19 protein-coding genes are annotated in these 19,456 nt (G+C 73.4%); 12 read left to right on the forward strand and 7 right to left on the reverse strand.

What is annotated here, in order from left to right; all coding sequences use genetic code 11:
- The first annotated feature begins 8 nt into the window (after nucleotides 1–8).
- From thrC to groL, 4 genes are all read left to right on the forward strand, one after another.
- Entirely contained in the window at nucleotides 9–1,292 is a 1,284-nt protein-coding gene (gene thrC / locus P3H78_RS17735; protein WP_276109979.1) for a threonine synthase, read from the forward strand.
- A complete protein-coding gene (locus P3H78_RS17740) occupies nucleotides 1,289–1,564 on the forward strand; it encodes a MoaD/ThiS family protein (protein ID WP_276109980.1) in 276 nt (91 codons plus the stop codon). Before thrC ends, P3H78_RS17740 begins: the two co-directional genes overlap by 4 nt.
- Nucleotides 1,565–2,029: 465 nt before the next feature.
- The gene (locus tag P3H78_RS17745) at nucleotides 2,030–2,233 is read left to right on the forward strand and encodes a cold-shock protein (RefSeq protein ID WP_009189266.1); all 204 of its coding nucleotides are present in this window, start codon (nucleotides 2,030–2,032) and stop codon (nucleotides 2,231–2,233) included.
- 353 nt (nucleotides 2,234–2,586) lie between these two features.
- Nucleotides 2,587–4,209, forward strand: a complete 1,623-nt coding sequence (gene groL / locus P3H78_RS17750) for a chaperonin GroEL (RefSeq protein WP_276109981.1) — start codon at nucleotides 2,587–2,589, stop codon at nucleotides 4,207–4,209.
- A gap of 244 nt (nucleotides 4,210–4,453) precedes the next feature.
- On the opposite strand, the gene P3H78_RS17755 is transcribed toward groL, so the two are convergent.
- The 3 genes from P3H78_RS17755 to P3H78_RS17765 all read right to left on the reverse strand — a co-directional run bounded on the left by P3H78_RS17755 (nucleotide 4,454) and on the right by P3H78_RS17765 (nucleotide 6,649).
- Nucleotides 4,454–5,281: a hypothetical protein gene (locus P3H78_RS17755; RefSeq protein WP_276110143.1), complete on the reverse strand. Its 828-nt coding sequence runs from the start codon at nucleotides 5,279–5,281 to the stop codon at nucleotides 4,454–4,456.
- A gap of 278 nt (nucleotides 5,282–5,559) precedes the next feature.
- A complete protein-coding gene (locus tag P3H78_RS17760) occupies nucleotides 5,560–5,826 on the reverse strand; it encodes a DUF397 domain-containing protein (RefSeq protein ID WP_276109982.1) in 267 nt (88 codons plus the stop codon).
- Nucleotides 5,807–6,649: a helix-turn-helix domain-containing protein gene (locus P3H78_RS17765; RefSeq protein WP_276109983.1), complete on the reverse strand. Its 843-nt coding sequence runs from the start codon at nucleotides 6,647–6,649 to the stop codon at nucleotides 5,807–5,809. Before P3H78_RS17765 ends, P3H78_RS17760 begins: the two co-directional genes overlap by 20 nt.
- An 83-nt stretch (nucleotides 6,650–6,732) precedes the next feature.
- On the opposite strand from P3H78_RS17765, the gene P3H78_RS17770 reads away from it, so the two are divergent.
- The 4 genes from P3H78_RS17770 to P3H78_RS17785 all read left to right on the forward strand — a co-directional run bounded on the left by P3H78_RS17770 (nucleotide 6,733) and on the right by P3H78_RS17785 (nucleotide 9,646).
- The gene (locus P3H78_RS17770) at nucleotides 6,733–7,002 is read left to right on the forward strand and encodes a hypothetical protein (protein WP_276109984.1); all 270 of its coding nucleotides are present in this window, start codon (nucleotides 6,733–6,735) and stop codon (nucleotides 7,000–7,002) included.
- Entirely contained in the window at nucleotides 6,999–7,223 is a 225-nt protein-coding gene (locus P3H78_RS17775) for a hypothetical protein (RefSeq protein WP_276109985.1), read from the forward strand. The genes P3H78_RS17770 and P3H78_RS17775 overlap by 4 nt, the downstream gene beginning before the upstream one ends.
- Nucleotides 7,224–7,403: 180 nt before the next feature.
- On the forward strand, nucleotides 7,404–8,534 hold the full coding sequence (locus P3H78_RS17780) for an NADH:flavin oxidoreductase (RefSeq protein WP_276109986.1): 1,131 nt from the start codon (nucleotides 7,404–7,406) through the stop codon (nucleotides 8,532–8,534).
- A 311-nt stretch (nucleotides 8,535–8,845) separates the two neighbouring features.
- Nucleotides 8,846–9,646 carry a hypothetical protein gene (locus P3H78_RS17785; RefSeq protein ID WP_276109987.1) on the forward strand — a complete coding sequence of 267 codons (801 nt, stop codon included), beginning with the start codon at nucleotides 8,846–8,848 and terminating at the stop codon, nucleotides 9,644–9,646.
- A gap of 54 nt (nucleotides 9,647–9,700) precedes the next feature.
- Here the strand turns inward: P3H78_RS17785 and P3H78_RS17790 are convergent, their stop codons facing one another.
- From P3H78_RS17790 to P3H78_RS17800, 3 genes are all read right to left on the reverse strand, one after another.
- Complete coding sequence (locus P3H78_RS17790) at nucleotides 9,701–10,033, reverse strand: helix-turn-helix domain-containing protein (RefSeq protein WP_276109988.1); 333 nt, start codon at nucleotides 10,031–10,033, stop codon at nucleotides 9,701–9,703.
- 242 nt (nucleotides 10,034–10,275) lie between these two features.
- A complete protein-coding gene (locus P3H78_RS17795; protein WP_276109990.1) occupies nucleotides 10,276–10,866 on the reverse strand; it encodes a hypothetical protein in 591 nt (196 codons plus the stop codon).
- Between the two features lie 380 nt (nucleotides 10,867–11,246).
- Nucleotides 11,247–13,973: a zinc ribbon domain-containing protein gene (locus P3H78_RS17800; protein WP_276109991.1), complete on the reverse strand. Its 2,727-nt coding sequence runs from the start codon at nucleotides 13,971–13,973 to the stop codon at nucleotides 11,247–11,249.
- Nucleotides 13,974–14,233: 260 nt separating this feature from the next.
- Here P3H78_RS17800 and P3H78_RS17805 point away from each other — a divergent pair, with 260 nt between their 5' ends.
- The 4 genes from P3H78_RS17805 to P3H78_RS17820 all read left to right on the forward strand — a co-directional run bounded on the left by P3H78_RS17805 (nucleotide 14,234) and on the right by P3H78_RS17820 (nucleotide 18,444).
- Complete coding sequence (locus P3H78_RS17805; protein ID WP_276109992.1) at nucleotides 14,234–14,356, forward strand: hypothetical protein; 123 nt, start codon at nucleotides 14,234–14,236, stop codon at nucleotides 14,354–14,356.
- Nucleotides 14,357–14,794: 438 nt separating this feature from the next.
- On the forward strand, nucleotides 14,795–15,820 hold the full coding sequence (locus P3H78_RS17810; RefSeq protein ID WP_276109993.1) for an AraC family transcriptional regulator: 1,026 nt from the start codon (nucleotides 14,795–14,797) through the stop codon (nucleotides 15,818–15,820).
- 195 nt (nucleotides 15,821–16,015) lie between these two features.
- Nucleotides 16,016–17,674, forward strand: coding sequence for a sulfite oxidase (locus P3H78_RS17815; RefSeq protein WP_276110145.1), 1,659 nt, complete (start codon nucleotides 16,016–16,018; stop codon nucleotides 17,672–17,674).
- Nucleotides 17,675–17,781: 107 nt separating this feature from the next.
- Nucleotides 17,782–18,444 (forward strand): fasciclin domain-containing protein, encoded by a 663-nt coding sequence (locus P3H78_RS17820; RefSeq protein ID WP_276109994.1) that lies wholly within the window; start codon nucleotides 17,782–17,784, stop codon nucleotides 18,442–18,444.
- Nucleotides 18,445–18,507: 63 nt separating this feature from the next.
- On the opposite strand, the gene P3H78_RS17825 is transcribed toward P3H78_RS17820, so the two are convergent.
- Entirely contained in the window at nucleotides 18,508–19,440 is a 933-nt protein-coding gene (locus P3H78_RS17825) for a MurR/RpiR family transcriptional regulator (protein WP_276109995.1), read from the reverse strand.
- Between the last annotated feature and the right edge of the window lie 16 nt (nucleotides 19,441–19,456).

The raw sequence follows: 19,456 nt of genomic DNA on the forward strand, positions 1-19,456 counted from the left end.
CGCCTCACATGGCTGTGCAGACTGTCGCACCCCGCACCGACTCCCCCGTGGACCTCGGCCCCGCCGCCGCCCTGAGCTGCCGCGAGTGCGGCCACCGGGTGCCGCTCGGCCCGGTCTTCGCGTGCGAGGAGTGTTTCGGCCCGCTGGAGATCGCCTACGACTTCTCGGCGTACGACGCCGAGGAGCTCCGCAAGCGGATCGAGGCGGGCCCCGCGAACATCTGGCGCTACGCGCCGCTGCTGCCCGTCCCGGCCGACGTGGCGGACAAGCCGAACCTCAACCCGGGCTGGACCCCGCTGGTCAGGGCCGACAACCTGGCGCGCGAGCTCGGCGTGACCGGCGGCCTGTACGTCAAGGACGACTCCGGCAACCCGACGCACTCCTTCAAGGACCGCGTGGTCGCCCAGGCGCTGGAGGCCGCCCGCGCCTTCGGCTTCACCACCCTGTCCTGCTCCTCCACCGGCAACCTGGCCGGTGCGGTGGGCGCCGCGGCCGCCCGGGCCGGCTTCCGCTCCTGCGTGTTCATCCCGCACGACCTGGAGCAGGGCAAGGTCGTCATGGCCGCGGTCTACGGCGGCGAACTCGTCGGCATCGAGGGCAACTACGACGACGTGAACCGCTTCTGCTCCGAGCTGATCGGCGACCCGGCCGGCGAGGGCTGGGGCTTCGTCAACGTCAACCTGCGGCCGTACTACGCCGAGGGCTCCAAGACCCTGGCGTACGAGATCTGCGAGCAGCTCGGCTGGCGGCTGCCGGACCAGATCGTGGTCCCGATCGCCTCCGGCTCCCAACTCACCAAGATCGACAAGGGGCTGCGCGAGCTGATCGGGCTGGGCCTGGTGGAGGACCGGCCGTACCGGATCTTCGGCGCCCAGGCCGCGGGCTGCTCGCCGGTGTCGACCGCCTTCAAGGCCGGTCACGACGTCGTGCGCCCGCAGAAGCCGGACACCATCGCCAAGTCCCTGGCCATCGGCAACCCGGCGGACGGCCCGTACGTGCTGGACATCGCACGGCGCACCGGCGGCGCCGTGGAGGACGTCACCGACGAGCAGGTGGTGGACGCCATCAAGCTGCTCGCCCGGACCGAGGGCATCTTCGCGGAGACGGCGGGCGGCGTGACGGTCGGCGTGACGCGGAAGCTGATCGAGGACGGCGTCCTGGACCCCGCGCTCACCACGGTCGTGCTCAACACCGGCGACGGCCTCAAGACCCTCGACGCGGTGGCCGGCACCGGCCTCACCGCCACCATCCGCCCGAACCTCGACTCCTTCCGAGAGGCTGGCCTCGCATGAGCGTGACCGTTCGCATCCCCACCATCCTGCGCACCTACACCGGCGGCCGGGCCGAGGTGAGCGCCGAGGGGCAGACCCTCGGGGAGGTCATCACCGACCTGGAGAAGAACCACACGGGCATCTCCGCCCGGGTGCTCGACGACCAGGGCCGGCTGCGCCGTTTCGTCAACGTCTACGTCAACGACGACGACGTCCGCTTCGAGCAGGGTCTCCAGACCGCCACCCCCGACGGGGCCGGCGTCTCCATCATTCCGGCGGTCGCCGGAGGCTGATATTCCGGCGATCGCGGCGGCGATCATTACCGGCCGTTAATTACCTTCGGTAACGGCCGTCACGGACCGTAGAGCGCGCGGCCCCTTCCGTAAGAGAAACGGAGGGGGCCATTCTGCGTGATTGAGCGCGGTACAGTTGGGGAAGCCGCTCCTGATCCACTCCTCGGGAGCCCTGGATTCCTGCCGCACGGTCGATGAGAAGCAGCCAAAGTGCGCCGGTTTTCCGCGGCTTTTGCGCCATTTGTGGGGCCCGACTTGCCCCGAATTCAGGCGAATTCTCGCCACTTTCCGGACTCCGTCCGTCCAGAATTCTCGTCCGATTGACCTGTTGCAGACGGCAGTCGGACAGATACATTCAGCCGCGGTCGACGCGTTCCGGCGCACACTCCCGCCAGCGGGGGTGAGGTCTGACCCGGGTCCGCGAAGTGTGGATCTGTGCAAGGGCCAGTAATAGGGGAGTTAGGCATGGCTCAGGGCACCGTCAAGTGGTTCAACGCGGAGAAGGGGTACGGCTTCATCGCGGTCGACGGTGGTGCGGACGTCTTCGTCCACTACAGCGCGATCCAGATGGACGGCTACCGCTCGCTGGAAGAGGGTCAGCGGGTCGAGTTCGAGATCTCGCAGGGTCAGAAGGGTCCGCAGGCCGACATGGTCCGCGTCACGGCCTGAATCGCGCGACCACCACAAGCGACGTTCTTCTGTCGAAGGGCCCGCACCCACGGGGTGCGGGCCCTTCGCACGTCCGGGGGCGTGCGGTGCCTGCGGGTGCGTCGCGGCGGGGGCGCGCCCGGCGCGTTCGCGCGCGGCCGATCCGCCCGCCTCATCCTCGAAGGCGCTTGCACTCGCATGGGTCGAGTGCTAATCATTGGCGTTAGCACTCTGAAGGTGAGAGTGACAACGAAGGACCGGGTCGGTGAGGCCACGGGCCCGGAGGTGCAGGGAACCTCAGGCCGGGGGCCGTCCGTCGCGGGCGCGGGCGCGGTCCGAAGTCATCACCCCCAGTCCTGGGAGGACCACTTCACATGGCCAAGATCATCGCGTTCGACGAGGAGGCGCGGCGCGGCCTCGAGCGCGGCATGAACCAGCTCGCGGACGCCGTCAAGGTGACGCTCGGCCCCAAGGGTCGCAACGTCGTCCTCGAGAAGAAGTGGGGCGCCCCCACGATCACCAACGATGGTGTGTCCATCGCCAAGGAGATCGAGCTCGAGGACCCGTACGAGAAGATCGGCGCCGAGCTGGTCAAGGAAGTCGCCAAGAAGACGGACGACGTCGCCGGCGACGGTACGACCACCGCGACCGTGCTGGCCCAGGCCCTGGTCAAGGAAGGCCTGCGCAACGTCGCGGCCGGCGCCAACCCGATGGCCCTGAAGCGCGGCATCGAGAAGGCCGTCGAGGCCGTCTCCACCGCCCTGCTCGACCAGGCCAAGGAGGTCGAGACCAAGGAGCAGATCGCCTCCACCGCCTCCATCTCCGCCGCCGACACCCAGATCGGCGAGCTCATCGCCGAGGCCATGGACAAGGTCGGCAAGGAAGGCGTCATCACCGTCGAGGAGTCGCAGACCTTCGGTCTCGAGCTCGAGCTCACCGAGGGCATGCGCTTCGACAAGGGCTACATCTCCGCCTACTTCGCCACCGACATGGAGCGCATGGAGGCGTCGCTCGAGGACCCGTACATCCTCATCGCGAACTCCAAGATCTCCTCGGTCAAGGACCTGCTCCCGCTCCTCGAGAAGGTCATGCAGTCGGGCAAGCCGCTGCTGATCATCGCCGAGGACGTCGAGGGCGAGGCCCTGTCGACCCTGGTCGTCAACAAGATCCGCGGCACCTTCAAGTCCGTCGCCGTCAAGGCCCCGGGCTTCGGCGACCGCCGCAAGGCCATGCTCGGCGACATCGCCATCCTCACGGGCGGCGAGGTCATCTCCGAGGAGGTCGGCCTCAAGCTGGAGAACGCGACCCTGGACCTCCTGGGCCGCGCCCGCAAGGTCGTCATCACCAAGGACGAGACCACCATCGTCGACGGCGCCGGCTCCGCCGACCAGGTCGCCGGCCGGGTCAACCAGATCCGCGCCGAGATCGAGAACAGCGACTCGGACTACGACCGCGAGAAGCTCCAGGAGCGCCTGGCGAAGCTCGCGGGCGGCGTCGCGGTCATCAAGGCCGGTGCCGCCACCGAGGTGGAGCTCAAGGAGCGCAAGCACCGCATCGAGGACGCCGTGCGCAACGCCAAGGCGGCCGTCGAGGAGGGCATCGTCGCCGGTGGTGGCGTGGCCCTGCTGCAGGCCTCCCAGGTGTTCGAGAAGCTGGAGCTCCAGGGCGACGAGGCGACCGGCGCGCAGGCCGTGAAGCTCGCGCTGGAGGCCCCGCTGAAGCAGATCGCCGTCAACGCCGGCCTCGAGGGCGGTGTCGTGGTGGAGAAGGTGCGCAACCTGACCCCGGGCCACGGCCTGAACGCCGCGACCGGCGAGTACGTCGACCTGGTCGCCGAGGGCATCATCGACCCGGCGAAGGTGACGCGTTCCGCGCTGCAGAACGCCGCGTCGATCGCCGCGCTGTTCCTCACCACCGAGGCCGTCATCGCCGACAAGCCGGAGAAGGCCGCCGCGCCGGCCGGCGGCGGCATGCCGGGCGGTGACATGGACTTCTGATCAACCCCTGGTTGATCGACCGTCCTTCGGACCGAGGGCGGCACTCCCTGGAGACAAGGAGTGCCGCCCTCGGGCGTTCTCCGGGGGGCGGGTCAGAGGCTGCGGCCGACCTTCAGTACATGGATGGTGACGGTGCCTGTGTCCGGACGGTGGAGGACGCGCGAGTCACCCCCTTGGCGGGCTTCCACGAGCGGATGGGTCTCCCTGTCGAAACCGGACACACCTGCGCGTGTGTCCGGTGGGTTCACGCGGTTGCTCCTTTGTGGCGGGAGGCCAGGGCGGCCCGGGTGCGGGCGGCGTGGGCGTGGACCGCGGGGGGAGGCAGGTGGGGGCCGGGGCGTGCCGGGGAGCCGCCGCGGCAGGCGCCGCACAGGCCGCCCGGCAGGGCCTCCGGGCGGCCCGGGCTCCCGCACTCCGCGCACTCCAGGACCCGCAGCGGCACCCGTGGGAGGGGCTTCGGGGGCAGCTTGTCCGTCAGCCGGCGGTGGAGGAGGGCCGCCGGGTGGTGCACCGGCGTGGGCAGGCCGGCGGTCAGCGCGGCGACCACGGCCCCGTCCGTCGCCCCGCGCGCGAACCACTCCGCCACCAGCGGCGCGAGCCGTGCGCAGTCGGTCCGGGAGAGCGAGAGCGCCGGAGCGGTGCGGCCCAGCGCGGCGAGCAGGACGTGCGCGCGGGACAGGGTGGTCCGGGGCCGCTCCGCCGGTGCCTGTGCTGCCTGCGAGGGGACGTCCCCGCGGGTGAACGCGGCCCACCACGCGTCGTCACGTGCCGTACGGGAGAACCACGATCGGGTGATCCAGCGCGACCCGGCGTCCGGCCCCGGGGCGGCGACGCACTCCCGTCCCCGGCGCAAGTGACCGGCCCGCTGGAGGGTGTTGAGCGCCGTGCGCAGGGCGCACTGGCCGTACGGCAGCGTCCTGGCCAGCGTCTTCACCGAGATGTCGGCGCCCTCGGGCAGCCGGTCCAGGTAGGCGGCGACGGCCGCCTCGCGGGGCGGCAGGTGCGCGAAGTCCGCGGGGGAGCAGGGGGACTGGTCCGGCGCGGAGCGCTTTCCGTAGCCCGGATTGGCCATCGGGTGCGGAGACATGTGCGCGGTCCCAGGGGCGGCACTAAACTGGGCGTCAGCCATGGGATCGACTCTCATTCGATCTCGTAGGTCAAGCCCCCGCAGGTGTTGGCGCACCTGGCGGGGGCTGTTCGTTATGCGGGCACGCTAGATCCTCGTGACCGTGCGTGGCAAATCGGCTGCACCGTGTCAACGGACCGGGTGGGAGGGCGGGTTGGGCCCTCCACCCGTTCCTTGGAAAGAGGGCTCGGAGCTCGGGGCTCGAGCCCCGGGCCCGGGGCGGGTCAGCTCCGCCCGAGGCCCGCCACGAACGCCGCCCACGCCCCGGCCCGGAACACGAGCTTCGGGCCGAGGGGGTCCTTGGAGTCCCGGACGGGGACGACGGCGGGGTGGCCGTCGGCGACTTCGAGGCAGTCGCCGCCCTCACCGCCGCTGTACGTGGACTTGCGCCAGCGGGCGACCTCCAGGCAGTTGCCGCCTTCACCCCCGCTGTAGCTCGACTTGTGCCAGGTGGCCGTGCTCAGGTCGTACTCACGCGTGTTGGTCTCCATGCTCGTAATCCTGCGTCACCGACTCGACCAGGGCCAGGGACTCCTGGGGCGAGAGTGCCGCAGCCTGGAGGAGGCTGAAGGTCAACACGTGCCGGGCGACCGTGGCCGGGTCGTCCAGCAGCTTCCCCATGTCCGGGCCTTCGACGAAGGAGAGAGGGGGAGCATCCCCGAACTCCAGGAGCTTCAGGGCGCCCGTCATCGACGCATGCGCCCCGGCCCCGAACGGCAGCACCTGCACGATGATCCGGTGCCTGCGGGCCAGACCCGTCACATGACGCAGCGCCTCCGCCATGACCGCGCGTCCTCCCACCGCCCGGCGGAGCACGGCCTCGTCCAGGACCGCCCACAACAACGGCGTTGTTGGATCGTCGAGAAGGTGCGCGCGTTCGAGGCGTGCCGCCACCAGGTCGCCGATCTCCGCGTCGGCTGCGGTGGGCTTGTAGGCGCGGAACACCGCCTCCGCATAGGTCCTGGTCTGCAGCAGACCCGGGATCAGAAGTTGTGTGTACTCCCGGATCCCCGTCGCCACCGCCTCCGCCTCCGCGGCCTCCGCGAAGTGGTCCGGGTAGCGGGACACGGCGAGGGCCGCGCAGTTGCGGGCGAAGAAGCCGCCGGTGCCCAGGATCTCGTCTATCTGCACCGCGTACTCCCGGTGCAGGCGCCGGGTGCCGGCCTCCAGCTGGCCGATGAACGAGCCGCTGACGAAGAGCGGCTCGCCCAGCTCGGCCTGGCTGAGTCCCCGCCGCTCCCGGGCGTGGCGCAGCTCGGCGCCGAGGAGGGCGCGGGGCGAGGAGGACGGGTCGAGGTCCTTCGGTCCTGGCATGGCAACTCCCTGTCACACAGGAGGGGTTGTTGGGTCGCCGTGTCTGGCCAGGTTAGAGGCGGGGTGGACACGCTGTGTGGTGAATGCCGACACTCAGAGTGGAGGGCGACATGGAGGGACGTGGCATGGCGGAGGCGGCGAGGGGCGAGCGGCCCGCGCGGACGGCCGAGGAGGCGGTCCAGCAGTTGCGGGCGGCGCTGGGCGAGGTGGGCATCGTCCTGCCGTCGCTGCGGATCGATCCGGTGACGGGCGCGCAGGGCGATCCCTTCGCGCTGGTCGACCTGGGGCGCTGCAACCTGGGCGTGGCCTCGCGGCTGGCGGCCGCGCTGCGGGCGCGGGGCGGCGACGCGTGAGCGGGCCCGAGGTGCCGGCGGAGGTCGGGACCTATGCCGTGGACGCGCGGGACGGGCGGATCGGCGAGGTCATGGGGCGCGTGGGCGGCCGGGTGCAGTTACGGCCGGTGGGCGGCGGGCGGGAGTGGGACTGCCCGCCCGGGGAGCTGGGGGAGGCGGAGCCCGGGGACGTCCTGCGGGAGCGGGTGCGGCGGCTGAACCGCACGGCGCGGCTGCCGTGAGCCCGCCCGGACGCGGGGCGTGGCCGGGGCGCCGCCCGGCGTGGGTGCGGGGCGTGTTCTGCTTCACACCTGGGGGCCGGCGGAATTCCCGGGCCGGAGGTGCGGTTGACCCGGAGGCGCACTGCATGCGCGTGCACATACCGACCGGTACCCGATCGTTCTGCCGAGGAGACCCCCACCGTGACCGTCACCGCACCCGAGTCCGCCTCCCGCGCGGCCCGGCTCCTCTCCCGTCCCGTCACGCTGAACGGCCTGACCGTCCCCAACCGGATCGCCATGGCCCCGATGACGCGCATGTTCTCCCCGGGCGGAGTCCCCGGCGAGGACGTGCTGTCGTACTACGCCCGCCGCGCCGCCGCGGGCGTGGGCCTGATCGTCACCGAGGGCACCTACGTCGGCCACGACTCGGCGGGGCAGAGCGACCGGGTGCCGCGGTTCCACGGTGAGGAGCAGCTCGCGGGCTGGGCGCGGGTCGCCGAGGCCGTGCACGCGGCCGGCGGCACGATCGTGCCGCAGCTGTGGCACATCGGCATGGTGCGCCAGCAGGGCCAGGCGCCCTTCCCGGAGGCGCCCGCGGTCGGCCCGTCCGGGCTGCGCATCGACGGCACCGAGGGCACCGGCCGGGCGATGACCCGGCAGGACCTGGACGACGTCGTCGGCGCGTTCGCCGACGCGGCGGCGGACGCGGAGCGGATCGGCTTCGACGGCGTCGAGCTGCACGGCGCCCACGGCTACCTGCTCGACCAGTTCCTGTGGGAGGGCACCAACCGCCGCACCGACGGCTACGGCGGCGACCCGGTGGCCCGGACGCAGTTCGCCGCGGAGATCGTGGCCGCGGTCCGCGAGCGGGTCTCGGCCGAGTTCCCGGTGATCTTCCGCTACTCGCAGTGGAAGCAGGAGGCGTACGACGCGCGCCTGGCGGAGACCCCGGAGGAGCTGGAGGCCATCCTGGCCCCGCTGTCGGCCGCCGGTGTGGACGTCTTCCACGCCTCCACCCGCCGCTACTGGCTGCCGGAGTTCGAGGGCTCGGACCTCAACCTCGCGGGCTGGACGAAGAAGCTGACCGGCAAGCAGGTCATCTCCGTCGGCTCGGTCGGCCTGGACGGCGACTTCATCAAGGCGTTCCAGGGCGAGGGCGCCGCCGTGGGCAGCATCGACAACCTGCTGGACCGCATGGAGCGCGACGAGTTCGACATGGTGGCCGTCGGCCGCGCGCTGCTCCAGGACCCGGAGTGGGCGGCGAAGGTCCTCGGCGACCGCTTCGACGAGCTGAAGCCGTACGACGCGGCCGCGCTGAAGTCCCTCAGCTGACCCCGCGCCCGCACGCACCGGTACGCTGCCCCGCCGTGGGGGGGGGGGCCGCTTCCGTCCGTCCGGGGGACCACGGCGCTGCCCCGATGTGACGGTTCGGGCGGCCCGATGCGACGGCGGGGTGGCCGATTGTCGGTCACCCGCGGACGCGCGCGTCGTCGTGGGTGACATCATCACCACCACTCCCTGTAGCCTCGCGCGTGACGTGCGGGGCGGGCGAGGACGGGGCGCGCGCCGCGGGGGAGCCGGCCTCACCTCAGCTTCACCGGCGACGGTCCTGGCTGTCCATGGAGAACGACTCGGGATCGTTGATGAGCTGGTACCAACAGACCTGGTGGACCGACCTCGTGTTACCGGCCGTGGTGTGCGCGGGCGTCGCCTGGTTCGGGCTGCTGCGCCACTTCCACGGCAGGGGCAGGCTGCTCGGCAGCCGCAGGTCCGCGGCACTGGCGTGCACGGTGCTGGTGCTGATGTGCGCGGTGGCCGTCGGCACGGGACAGCTCCTGCCGCACCTGGCGGCGCTGCCCCCGGCGGCGGCCGGGTTCGCCACCGGCGCCGCGGCGATCCCCCGCAAGAAGCAGGACGAGACCACCCAGCCGTACGTCAAGTTCATGACACTCGGCGTCGCCTGGCTGATGGAGCGCCTCGAATACCGGCTCAGGACGGACGGCCTCACCTGGTGCGACCGGCTCCTCGAGGACGTCCGCGAGTCGGCCCAGCTGCGGCTCTTCGCCCACGGCGTCAAGCACTACCTGCTGGAACGCCACCAGCAGAACGCCGTCGCCAAGACGGTCAACGCCGCCTACGACGCCACCGAGAGGGCGATCGACGTGGCCCTCGACGTGCAGACCAGGACGGACGAGGCCTGCCGGACGCGCTGGCCGGCGCCCGGGCGGCCCACCGAGCACGAGAGCTTCGAGTGCCGCAGGACCCTGGAGGAGGCCCGCGCGCACTGCGCGCACCTGCTCCTCCTCGCCTACCAGCTGGGCCGGCGGTCGGAGCACCCCGAGCTGGAGGCGCTGCGGGACAAGGTCGTCTCCGACGACGCCTACCGCAGCGGGGCGGTACCGGTGCAGCGGCGCTGGTTCACCCGCCGGGGCACCCGCAGGTAGAGCCCCCGGCGAGCCGGTCGCGGCGGCCGCCGGGGCCGGCCGCGGGTCCCGCGTTCACAGGCGGGAGGGAAGGCCGTTCTCGCGCACGGGCGAGGCGCCGTCGCTGCCGGCCGTGGCGCTCTGCACGCCCTGCGGCCGGGGACAGAACCTGATCTCCACGTCGGCGCCGAGCGCCTCGGCCGCCGCGGCGAGCGTACGGACCGTCAGATTGGCGTCCCCGGAGAGGATCTGGCTGACCCGACCCGGACTCACGCCCATCGCCTTGGCCAGGTCGGACCGCGATCTGCCCAGCCCCGCCAGCAGCCCGGCCAGCGAGGCCGTGGCCTGCCGGGCCAGTTGCGCACCTGCCACCTCGGCGTTGCTCTCGCTGCGAGCGAAGAAGCTCAAGTGAGACACCCCCAAGTCGACTGCCGGCAACAGACGTTGCCGCTCTTTCAGCATGCCACCTTTAGCTCTAGCTAAAAACCTGGTTCCCCGCGAAACCCGCCGAAACACGGCCGGAAGCCACCCCGAGGGGTCACCCGCACCGCCTCTGACCTGCGCCGACAGGGCGCACCGCAGAGATTCGGCCAGACTCGGCGTCACCCCGACGGCCCACCGGCACGACCGCGTCGGTGCGGGCGGGGGACCTAAGGGAGCCCGCCGCCCATCGGCTCGATGTCCACCCGGACCGGGGTGCCCCACATGCGCACCACCTCGTAGTCGGTGAACTCGTGCACGAGCCGGTAGGCCATGGCCGCGCGCGGGGCGCGGCGCTGGGCGTTGACGAAGGCCTCGGCCTCGCGGCGGTCCCGGCGCGGCGTCCCGCACAGCTGCCACTCACGGCCGTTCCACAGCTCCGGCAGCCAGCGCTGCTGGGGCTGCGGGCGGTCGCCGCGCACGCCGTAGCGGGAGGGGGTGCGCTCGACGGGCTCGGCGGCCGGGCGCTCGTAGGACGGGTAGGAGCCGTCCATCTGCGACCGGCGGGCGGTCCGGCGCCGGGTCTCGCACAGCAGGCACAGGTCGGGCGCGCCGGTGTCCACGGGCCCGCCCGGGTGCTCGGCGCACCGGGTGGTGGGGGCGGCCGCGGAGACCGTCTCGTCCAGCAGGTCCAGGGCGCGCCGCAGGTCCGCCTTGACCTCGTGGAGCTTGGCGTCGGGGGTGTCGCCGGTCAGGGCCTCGCCGTGCTCGCCGAGTAGGCGGAGGGCGCGGCCCAGGGCGGTGAGCTGGGCGTGGTTCATGGTCGTCGGTCGGCGCAGTCCTCGCGTGGTCCGGTCCCGGCCGCCCCGCCCACCGGCGGACCGGCCCGGCGGTCGCGTCCAGGGTACGCCGGGGCGGTGGGGCGTTCCGGGGGCCGGCGGTGGACCGGGCGCCCATCGCGGCGGGAGGCGGGCACCCCCTCGCCCCGACTCCCGGGTGCCCGCGATCACGTCGCGGGCACCCGGGGCGGAGCACCGCTGGTGCCGTGGCCGGAAAGGTTCGCCGCAAGGCTCGCGGCGTCCGGTGCGGTGGATCGCACGGCGGAGCGTCGCCCGCGTACTGGATGTACTCGGGTGAGGCGACAACGCGGCGAGCCGCCGTGCCGGGCGTCGCGAGCCGGTGAACCTCGCCGGTCGCGGCACTAGAGAGTGCTCGGGTCCACCACGGCCCGGCCGTCCGGGGGAAGCGCGTTCCACAGGTCGGCGAACTCCTTCTTCGCCTGCGTGGCGTCCTCGTTCGGCGTCTGCGCCACGGAGCCGTCCAGGATCGCCCCGTCCTTCGGGCAGCCGCCGATCGGGTAGGCGTCGATGTTGTCGGCCAGGTCGGAGGCCCACATCGCGTAGTCGTTGTCCGCGATCGCGGACGCGGTCCAGCCGCGTTCCAGGGCGCCGAGTGCCTGCGCCAGATCACCGTCCGCCTTCGGGACGAGCGCTCTCACCCGCCGGGCCAGGTCGTCGCGGTGAGCCGACACGGCGGTCAGCCGGTCGTGGGCGTCCCGGACGGAGGACGCCCCGTCCCAGCAGTGCTTCGCCGCGGTGAGGGCGTCCTGCACTTGGCCGTGCAGCGGAGCGTTCTCCTTCAGCAGGTCCTCCACCGAGGACATCACCCCTGTCCCTCCTCCTGCGGGGGCGGAGGGGGAGGCGACGGTGCCGGCCGGGCCGCCGGGCGCGACGGATTCCGGAGAGCGGCCCGAGGACCGGGCCGCGACCGGGCCGGCTCCGGCGGCGGCACGATCCGCGGGCGTGCGGTGGGTCGACGGATCGGACCCGAGCCACACCGCGGCCGCCGTCGCACCGCCGGCGAGGACCGCGCTCGCCACGACGGTCGCCGCGACGGTGCCCCAGCCCAGGCGGCGCCGCGGCCGGGACTCCGGCGGGAGGGCCACGAGGGAATCCGCAGCGGCCGGCGGGGCGGTGGGCGGGGTGGCGGCCAGGGGCACGGTGGGTGCGGTGACGGCCGGTGCGGTGGGTGCGGCGGCTGCTCGTGGAGTGGCGGGCGTGGTCGCCGGGGTGACGGCCGGTGAAGCAGCGGGCACCGGGGTGGCAGCCCGCGTGGTGGTGGCCGGTGCGGTGTCCGGAGTGCCGCCGGTCGGGAGGTCCGCGGGAGTCCGGACGTCCTCGGGCGCGGCCGCGGGTGCCGCGGGTGCCCGGTCCGGAAGGGGCGCGGTCGGTGCGGCGTACGCGGCCGTCGTGGGTGCCGCGTACGCTCCGGCCCCGCTGCCGGTCGCCGGGACGGCACCCCCGCCCGGCAGGGTGCTCCGGGCGGCCCCGAGGCGCTGCCGCAGGGCGGCGGCGAGAACGGGAAGGCTGTCGGCGTCGGGGCCGAACAGGCGATGGGCCGCGACCGGCACGCCGAGCACGCCCGCGGTCCCCCAGACGACCGCCGCGAGGACGGCGGCGGGCACGGCGAGCCCGGCGCTCGCCGCCACCGTCCCGGAATCGGTCAGCTCCAGGCCGGAGCCGGCCAGCACGTTCAGCAGTTCGGCCGCCTCGCCCGACAGGGACAACCCGGCGCCGGCCCCCGCGAGGACGGCGCACAGCAGGAATCCCGCGGCGAAGCACACCACGAAACGGACCCGGTCGGCCTGTCGAGGCGTCCTGCCCAGAGCGGCCACCCCCAGCGTGACGGCCGCGACCGCACCCAGGAGGACCAGCGCGGGCAGCCACGCGCCGTGCAGGTCGAACAGCGACGCGGACACCGACTGTCCCGACGCGTCGCTCTCCACCCCGGGCAGGGGGAGGCGTACGCCGCTGACCGTCAGCCGGACGGGCGCCCCCCAGGACAGGCCCAGCAGCAGTGCGCCGAGGTTGGGCGCGAGGAGGACCGCCGGTATCAGCGCCCCGGAACCCGCCTCGGCCACCAGGGCCACCGCGGCGGCCGTTCCGGCCAGGAGGACCGCCACCGCCAGGGACGCGGCCGCCGGCCGGGCCGCGCGGAGCCAGGAGGCGAGGCCCGGCCGGCGGGCGGCTGCCCGCGTGACGGCCGCCCGGCACAGGGTGGGGACGAGCACCGCCGACGCCAGCAGGAGGGACCACCCGGCCGCGCGCAGCGGGGAGCAGGAGAGCGACAGGGCCATACCGCCGGACGCCCAGGAGCCGTCCATGGAGTCCGCCGCCATGTCGGAGGGCCCCGATCCCGGCACGGTCAGGGACACGCCCGCCGCGCAGGCCAGAAGCCCGGTGGCCGCGGCGGTCAGCAGCGCGCCGCGCACGGCCGGCAGGACGTCGTCCGCGGCGGGCGTCCGGCTGCCGGTGCCCGCCGTGCGGCGCTGGTGCCACCGGGCGCCTGCCCAGAGCGCGGTGGCCCACAGGGCCGTGACGCCCAGCGGTACCAGGGAGAGGTCGGCCGAGGCCGGCAACCCGTCGCGCGCCGTCAGCGCGAGGCCCGGGTGCGCTCCGAGGGCCGACAGCACCAGGGCGAGCGCCGCGGTGAACAGGTCGCCGAACCCGACCCCCTTGACGTCCACGACGGACGCGGCGGCGAGGGCCAGGACGATCAGGAGGGCGGTGGGCCAGGCGGCGATGCGGGCGGGAGCCGACCAGTCGCCCCGCAGCAGCCGTTCCAGTGCCGCCGTGACGGGGGCGGCTCCCGGCCCCGCCGGGCGGAGGCCCGCGGCCGGGGCGGAGGAGGGGCCCCACGCCGGGGCGCTCGGGGGACCGGAGGGCGGCGGCGGGACCGGAGCCGACGTCGGGGCCTGCGGAGCCGGGGGGAGCAGGGGCGCCGCGGGCGGCGCGGCGACGGAAGCCGCCGCCGTGACCGCCGGAGCGGGGAGAGCGGGACCGGAGCCGGTGTGGGGGCGGCCGCACGAGGCGCAGAAGCGCCCCTCGGCGGTCAGCGGACTGCCGCAGTGTGCGCAGAAGGCGGGCATGGATTCCTCGTTGACGAAGACCCGGAACCGTCCTTCCCACCGCGGGGCGGCGGGAAGGCCACGGCAAGCAGTGGGACTCGGTCGCTCGGGGGAGGCCGACACAAGAAACTCCCCACGTGTGAAGGATTTGTGGGGAGGGTGCGGAGATCAGTATGCAAGGCACGGTGTCGCGGGCAAGGCGCGCCGTTTCCGGGGCCGGTCCGGCCCGGAGGTCGCGGCTGCCGCCGTGTCGCGCCGGGCCGCCCGGACGGGTGACCCTCATGACCGTCAACTCTCATGTATTGCAGTGCACTTGGGAGTGCCGAAGGGTCGCGGACGGCGAGCGGGTCGCTGGCGCGGCGCCCCGCGCCGACATCACCGACCGGGACGCGGACTTCACCTGACGGGACGTCGTCCGCATGCCTCGGCGCCCCCGGGCCGCGCGCTGCCGGGCGGCCTCCCGGCCGAAGAGTCACAAACCGAGGACGGACGGTCACAAAAGCGTCAACCAGCGTCAGGAGGGCTTCCCTTGGGTGCGGATCCCGGCCCGTCCCCACCTCGGGCCCCGGCCCGCACGACGCCTCCGGCGGGTGGGCGGCCGTACGGGCTGCCGCCGTGACGACGCCGTGGAATGTTCCTGTCATGCTGTACCGGAACGACTGCCTCCGTCTGTGTCGTGCTGTCCGGGACGTCTCCGCCGGACCCCGGCAGCACGACGGAAGAACGGGCTTCGGCACCGCGACCGGACCCCCTCGGGTCCCCAAGGCCGGCATGAGGCCGGTCGTCCTCGGCAGAGACACGGACGGCCGCCCACCCGGTCCGTCTCGACCTGGAGTGGCACAGTGCAACCTTTCGTCCGGACGGCGATGCTGACGGGACACCCGCGGCTCTGCCGGTCCCTGGACGTCGACCCCGGACCGCTGCTGGCCCGGGTGGGTCTCGACCCCGCCGACCTCGATGTGCCGGACCGCTGGATACCCGCCCACGCGGCGGTCCGCCTGCTGGAGATCTCCGCCGCCGCCTGCGGCCGGCAGGACTTCGGGCTGCTCATGGTGTCCATGCGCCGGCTCTCCACCCTCGGACCGGTGAGCCTCGTGGTCCGCGACGCCCCCGACCTGCGCACCGCCGTCAGGACGCTGATCAGCCACCAGGCCATGTACAACGAGGCCCTGGACAGCCGGCTGTCCGAACAGGACGGGCTGGCCACCATCACGGCGGGCCTCGAAGTGGAGGGCGCGGAACTCCGGCAGTCGTCCGAACTGGTCCTGGGCGTGTGGGCCGACATCCTGCGCAGCCGGCTGGGCGAGGGATGGCGGCCGCTCCGCGCCTCCTTCACGCACTCCGCGCCGGAGGACCCCACGGCGCAGCAGGCCTTCTTCGACTCCGTCGTGGAATTCGGGTGCCGGTCCAACAGCATCACGATGTACGCCGACGACCTGGACATCCCGATCCCGGGCGCGGATCCGCAACTCCTGCTCTACGCCAGCGAGTACGTGGAATCGGTGCGGTCCCGGCCGAGGCCGGTCACCACGGTGGACCGGGTGCGGGCCCTGATCACCGTGCTGCTGCCCACCGGCTCCTGCTCCGCGGAACAGGTCGCACGCAGCCTCGGCGTCGACCGGCGCACCCTGCACCGTCGGCTGGCCGCCTCCGGGAATACCTTCACCGAACTGCTCAACGAGACGAGGGGGCGGCTGGCCTCGCGGCTCGTGAGCAGCCCCGCGCAACCGCTCGCGGAGATACCGTCGCTCCTCGGCTTCTCCTCGCCCGGCGCCTTCTCCCGCTGGTTCCGGGAGCACTTCGGCTGCAGTCCGCGCACCTGGCGGCACCGGCCCGGCGGCCCGCCGGACAGGGCACCATCCGGCTGAGCCAGCCGCACGGAGCCGGCGAAGCTCGGCCCTTCATTCGTTGCCGAACGCGTGCCGGATGGGTGTGAGATCCGTTTTCCTCCGATCGGGGGATTCACCAATCCGCTGCGGCGGCAGGACCGGATTCCCGGCGTGAAGGACGACGAGAAGGATCAGCGAGGGCGGCCGGGTCCGCCGCGCCCCACGCCGGGTGCGCTGGGCGCGCTGGGCGCGCTGAGCGGCCTGCTGGCCGGCTTCGCGTCGCTGGCGGTGGCCGAGCTCGTGGCGCCCGCGGTGCGCCCGGAGGCCGGCCCGGTCGTCGCGGTCGGAGGCGCGGCCATCGACGTGACGCCGGCGCCGGTCAAGGACTGGGCGATCCGTCACTTCGGCACCGACGACAAGCTCGTGCTGCAGCTCGGCATCCTGGGTGTACTGACCGTGCTGGCCCTGGCGCTGGGCGCACTGGCGGTGCGGTTCCGCGGAGCCGGATCCGCCGGAGTGCTCGTGTTCGGCGCGATCGGGGCGGCGGCCGCGGTCGGCCGTCCCGACTCCCGCAGCCTCACCGACGCGCTCCCCTCCGCCGTCGGAGCCGTCGTGGGGGCGCTGCTGCTGTACGTCCTGGCGGGCCGCCTGACCGCGGTGCGGCGGCCGCCCGCCGCCCGGTCGGGATCCGCGGCCGGGGACGGGTCCGCGACCGGGGACGGATCCGCGGCCGGAGACGGGCCTGCGGCCGGGGACGGGCCCGCGACCGCTGACGCGGCGGACGGATCGTCTGCCGCCGGGGGATGGGACCGTCGCGGGTTCGTCGTCGCGGCCGCCTCCGCCGCGGCGGCCTCCGCCGTCGCCGGCGCGGCCGGCCGGTCGCTGAACGGCTCGCGCGGGCAGAACGCGGTCGCCTCGCGCAAGCAGGTCGTCCTGCCCCGCCCCGGGTCACCGGCCCGGCCCGTACCGGAGGGGGCCGGGCTGCGGGTCGCCGGGATCAGCCCGTTCGTCACCCCGAACAGGGACTTCTACCGCGTGGACACCGCCCTGGTGGTCCCCAGGGTGGACGCCGCCGGCTGGCGGCTGCGCATCCACGGCAAGGGGGTGCGCCGACCGGCCGTCCTCACCTTCGACGACCTGCTGCGCCGGGAGCAGGTCGAGCGGGACATCACCCTGACGTGCGTGTCCAACGAGGTCGGCGGTCCGTACGTGGGCAACGCCCGCTGGATCGGCGTACGCCTGGCGGACCTGCTCGCCGAGTGCGGGGTGCGGCCTCCGTCGAGGGGCGGCCCGGCCGACCAGCTCGTGGCGCGCTCGGTCGACGGCATGACGATCGGCAGCCCCGTCGAGGACGTCATGGACGGCCGCGACGCGCTGCTCGCCGTCGGCATGAACGGCGAGCCGCTCCCCTTCGAGCACGGCTTCCCGGTCCGCATGGTCGTGCCCGGCCTGTACGGCTTCGTGTCCGCCTGCAAGTGGATCGAGGACATCGAGCTGACCACGTTCGACTCCTACGACCCCTACTGGGTCAAGCGGGGCTGGGCCCGCAGGGCGCCGGTCAAGACGGAGTCGCGCATCGACACCCCCAAGCCGTTCGCCCGGCCCGCGGCGGGCACCGTGATGATCGCCGGGGTCGCCTGGGCACAGCACCGGGGCATCGGCAAGGTCGAGGTCCGCGTCGACGACGGCCCCTGGCAGCAGGCCACCCTCGCGGCCGAGGACACCCGGGACACCTGGCGCCAGTGGTCCCTTCCCTGGCAGGCCGCCAAGGGCGGCCACACCCTCACCGTCCGCGCCACCGACCGCACCGGAGCCGTGCAGACGGAGAAGAGAGCCCGCACCATCCCCGACGGCGCCAGCGGACGGCATTCCGTGGTGGTCACCGTCGACTGAGGCCGCTCCGAACCGAACAGCAGGGCCGGCAGGCCCTCCCGGACCGATTTCCCCCTGCACCCCCGAGCGCGGACACAGAACGCCGCGCATTGATCAGGAGAAACATGATGAACACCCGTATCCGCCGTACCACCGGTCTCCTCGCTGCCGCCGCCGTGCTGCCCCTGGTCCTGACCGCCTGCTCGGGCAGCGGCGACTCGGGCACGTCCGGTGCCTCGGACAGCAAGGCGTCGGCGACGGCCTCCAAGGGCGGCGGCGACATGGGCGGTTCGAGCAGCAGCGCGAGCAGCATGGACCAGCCCTTCGGCCCGGCCTGTTCCGCGGTCCCGCAGAACGGCGCCGGCTCCTTCGACGGCATGGCCAAGGACCCGGTCGCCACCGCCGCCTCCCACAACCCGGCGCTGTCCACGCTGGTCTCGGCGGTGAAGAAGGCCGGCCTGGTCGACACCCTCAACAACGCGCAGAACATCACCGTGTTCGCGCCGACCAACGACGCCTTCGACAAGATCCCGAAGGCCACGCTGAACAAGGTCCTGGGCGACAAGGCCATGCTGACGAAGATCCTCACCTACCACGTCGTCGGCCAGAAGCTCGCTCCGAAGGACCTGGCGAAGGGCACCTACCCGACGCTGGAGAAGGGCACCCTGAAGACCGCCGGCTCCGGCGAGTCCTACACGGTCAACGACTCCGCCAAGGTGGTCTGCGGCAACGTGAAGACGGCCAACGCCAACGTCTACATCATCGACACCGTGCTGATGCCGAAGATGTGACGCCCCGGCAGCGCCCGCCGGCCCGCGGAGGCCGGCGGGCGCCCGCGTCTGCCCACCGCCCGGTCAGCGCGAGGCGCTGCGGTGCCGGTGGGCCAGGGCCTCGTAGGACGCGGCCAGCGCCGACGCGGCCGAGTCGTACGTCCGCTGCGCGACGCCCACGAACAGGCAGTCCACGACGAGCAGTTGACTGGTGCGCGACGACATCGCCGCCGGGCGCAGCTCGCTCTCGCGGGCCGTGGACGTGGTCAGCACGTGGTCGGCGTACTGGGTGACGGGTGCTCCCGGCCGCCCGGTGATCGCGATGGTGGTGGCGCCGTGCTCGAAGGCGACGCGCAGCGGCTCGATCACGTCACCGGTCGAGCCGGAGTGGGTGATGGCGACGGCCACGTCCCCGGCGCACAGCTGCACCGCGTTGGTGACGGCCAGGTGCGGGTCGCTGGGCGCGTGGGCTATCCGCCCTATGCGCAGCAGCTTCTGGGTGAGGTCCTGGGCGACCAGGCCGGACGCGCCGATGCCGTACACGTCGGTGCGGCGGGCGCCGGCCAGTGCGGCGACCGCCGCGCCGAGCTGCACCGTGTCCAGTCCGGCCGCGGTGTCGGCGAGCGTCTGCTGCTCGTCGTAGGCGAGTTTGGCGACGACGTCGGCGATCGGGTCGTCCACCGCGATGTCGGTGGTGATCGCGGGCGCGCGGCCCGACTGCTGCTGGGCGGCGAGCCCCGCCAGGGCCAGGCGCAGATCCCGGTACCCGGGGTAGCCGAGGAGTCGGGCGGTGCGCACCACGGTGGCCTCGCTGGTGCCGGTCAGCTCGGCGAGTCCGGTGACGGTGAGGGCGGCGCAGCCGGCCGGGTCCCCGGCCACGGCCTCGGCGACGCGCTGCATGGAGCGGGTCATCGAGGGGGCGAGGGTGCGGACCTTGGCGGCCAGGGCGGCCGGCGCGGGAGGCGCGCCGCCGGTGGCACCCGCGGTGCCGAAAATTTCCTTCACGTCCTGTGTCACACCGTGAAAGCTATTT

The sequence above is a fragment of the Streptomyces tropicalis genome (genome assembly GCF_029269835.1).
In the GTDB taxonomy this organism is placed as follows: domain Bacteria; phylum Actinomycetota; class Actinomycetes; order Streptomycetales; family Streptomycetaceae; genus Streptomyces; species Streptomyces tropicalis.

What these genes read in the sequence shown, in the direction of transcription:
- groL (WP_276109981.1), top strand. Translation starts at nt 2,587, where the DNA reads ATGGCCAAGATCATCGCGTTCGACGAGGAGGCGCGGCGCGGCCTCGAG.
- P3H78_RS17805 (WP_276109992.1), top strand. Translation starts at nt 14,234, where the DNA reads ATGACCGTCAACTCTCATGTATTGCAGTGCACTTGGGAGTGCCGAAGG.
- P3H78_RS17770 (WP_276109984.1), top strand. Translation starts at nt 6,733, where the DNA reads ATGCCGACACTCAGAGTGGAGGGCGACATGGAGGGACGTGGCATGGCG.
- P3H78_RS17740 (WP_276109980.1), top strand. Translation starts at nt 1,289, where the DNA reads ATGAGCGTGACCGTTCGCATCCCCACCATCCTGCGCACCTACACCGGC.
- P3H78_RS17800 (WP_276109991.1), bottom strand. Translation starts at nt 13,973, where the DNA reads ATGCCCGCCTTCTGCGCACACTGCGGCAGTCCGCTGACCGCCGAGGGG.
- P3H78_RS17760 (WP_276109982.1), bottom strand. Translation starts at nt 5,826, where the DNA reads ATGGAGACCAACACGCGTGAGTACGACCTGAGCACGGCCACCTGGCAC.
- P3H78_RS17785 (WP_276109987.1), top strand. Translation starts at nt 8,846, where the DNA reads ATGAGCTGGTACCAACAGACCTGGTGGACCGACCTCGTGTTACCGGCC.
- P3H78_RS17795 (WP_276109990.1), bottom strand. Translation starts at nt 10,866, where the DNA reads ATGAACCACGCCCAGCTCACCGCCCTGGGCCGCGCCCTCCGCCTACTC.
- thrC (WP_276109979.1), top strand. Translation starts at nt 9, where the DNA reads ATGGCTGTGCAGACTGTCGCACCCCGCACCGACTCCCCCGTGGACCTC.
- P3H78_RS17755 (WP_276110143.1), bottom strand. Translation starts at nt 5,281, where the DNA reads ATGGCCAATCCGGGCTACGGAAAGCGCTCCGCGCCGGACCAGTCCCCC.
- P3H78_RS17820 (WP_276109994.1), top strand. Translation starts at nt 17,782, where the DNA reads ATGAACACCCGTATCCGCCGTACCACCGGTCTCCTCGCTGCCGCCGCC.
- P3H78_RS17745 (WP_009189266.1), top strand. Translation starts at nt 2,030, where the DNA reads ATGGCTCAGGGCACCGTCAAGTGGTTCAACGCGGAGAAGGGGTACGGC.
- P3H78_RS17765 (WP_276109983.1), bottom strand. Translation starts at nt 6,649, where the DNA reads ATGCCAGGACCGAAGGACCTCGACCCGTCCTCCTCGCCCCGCGCCCTC.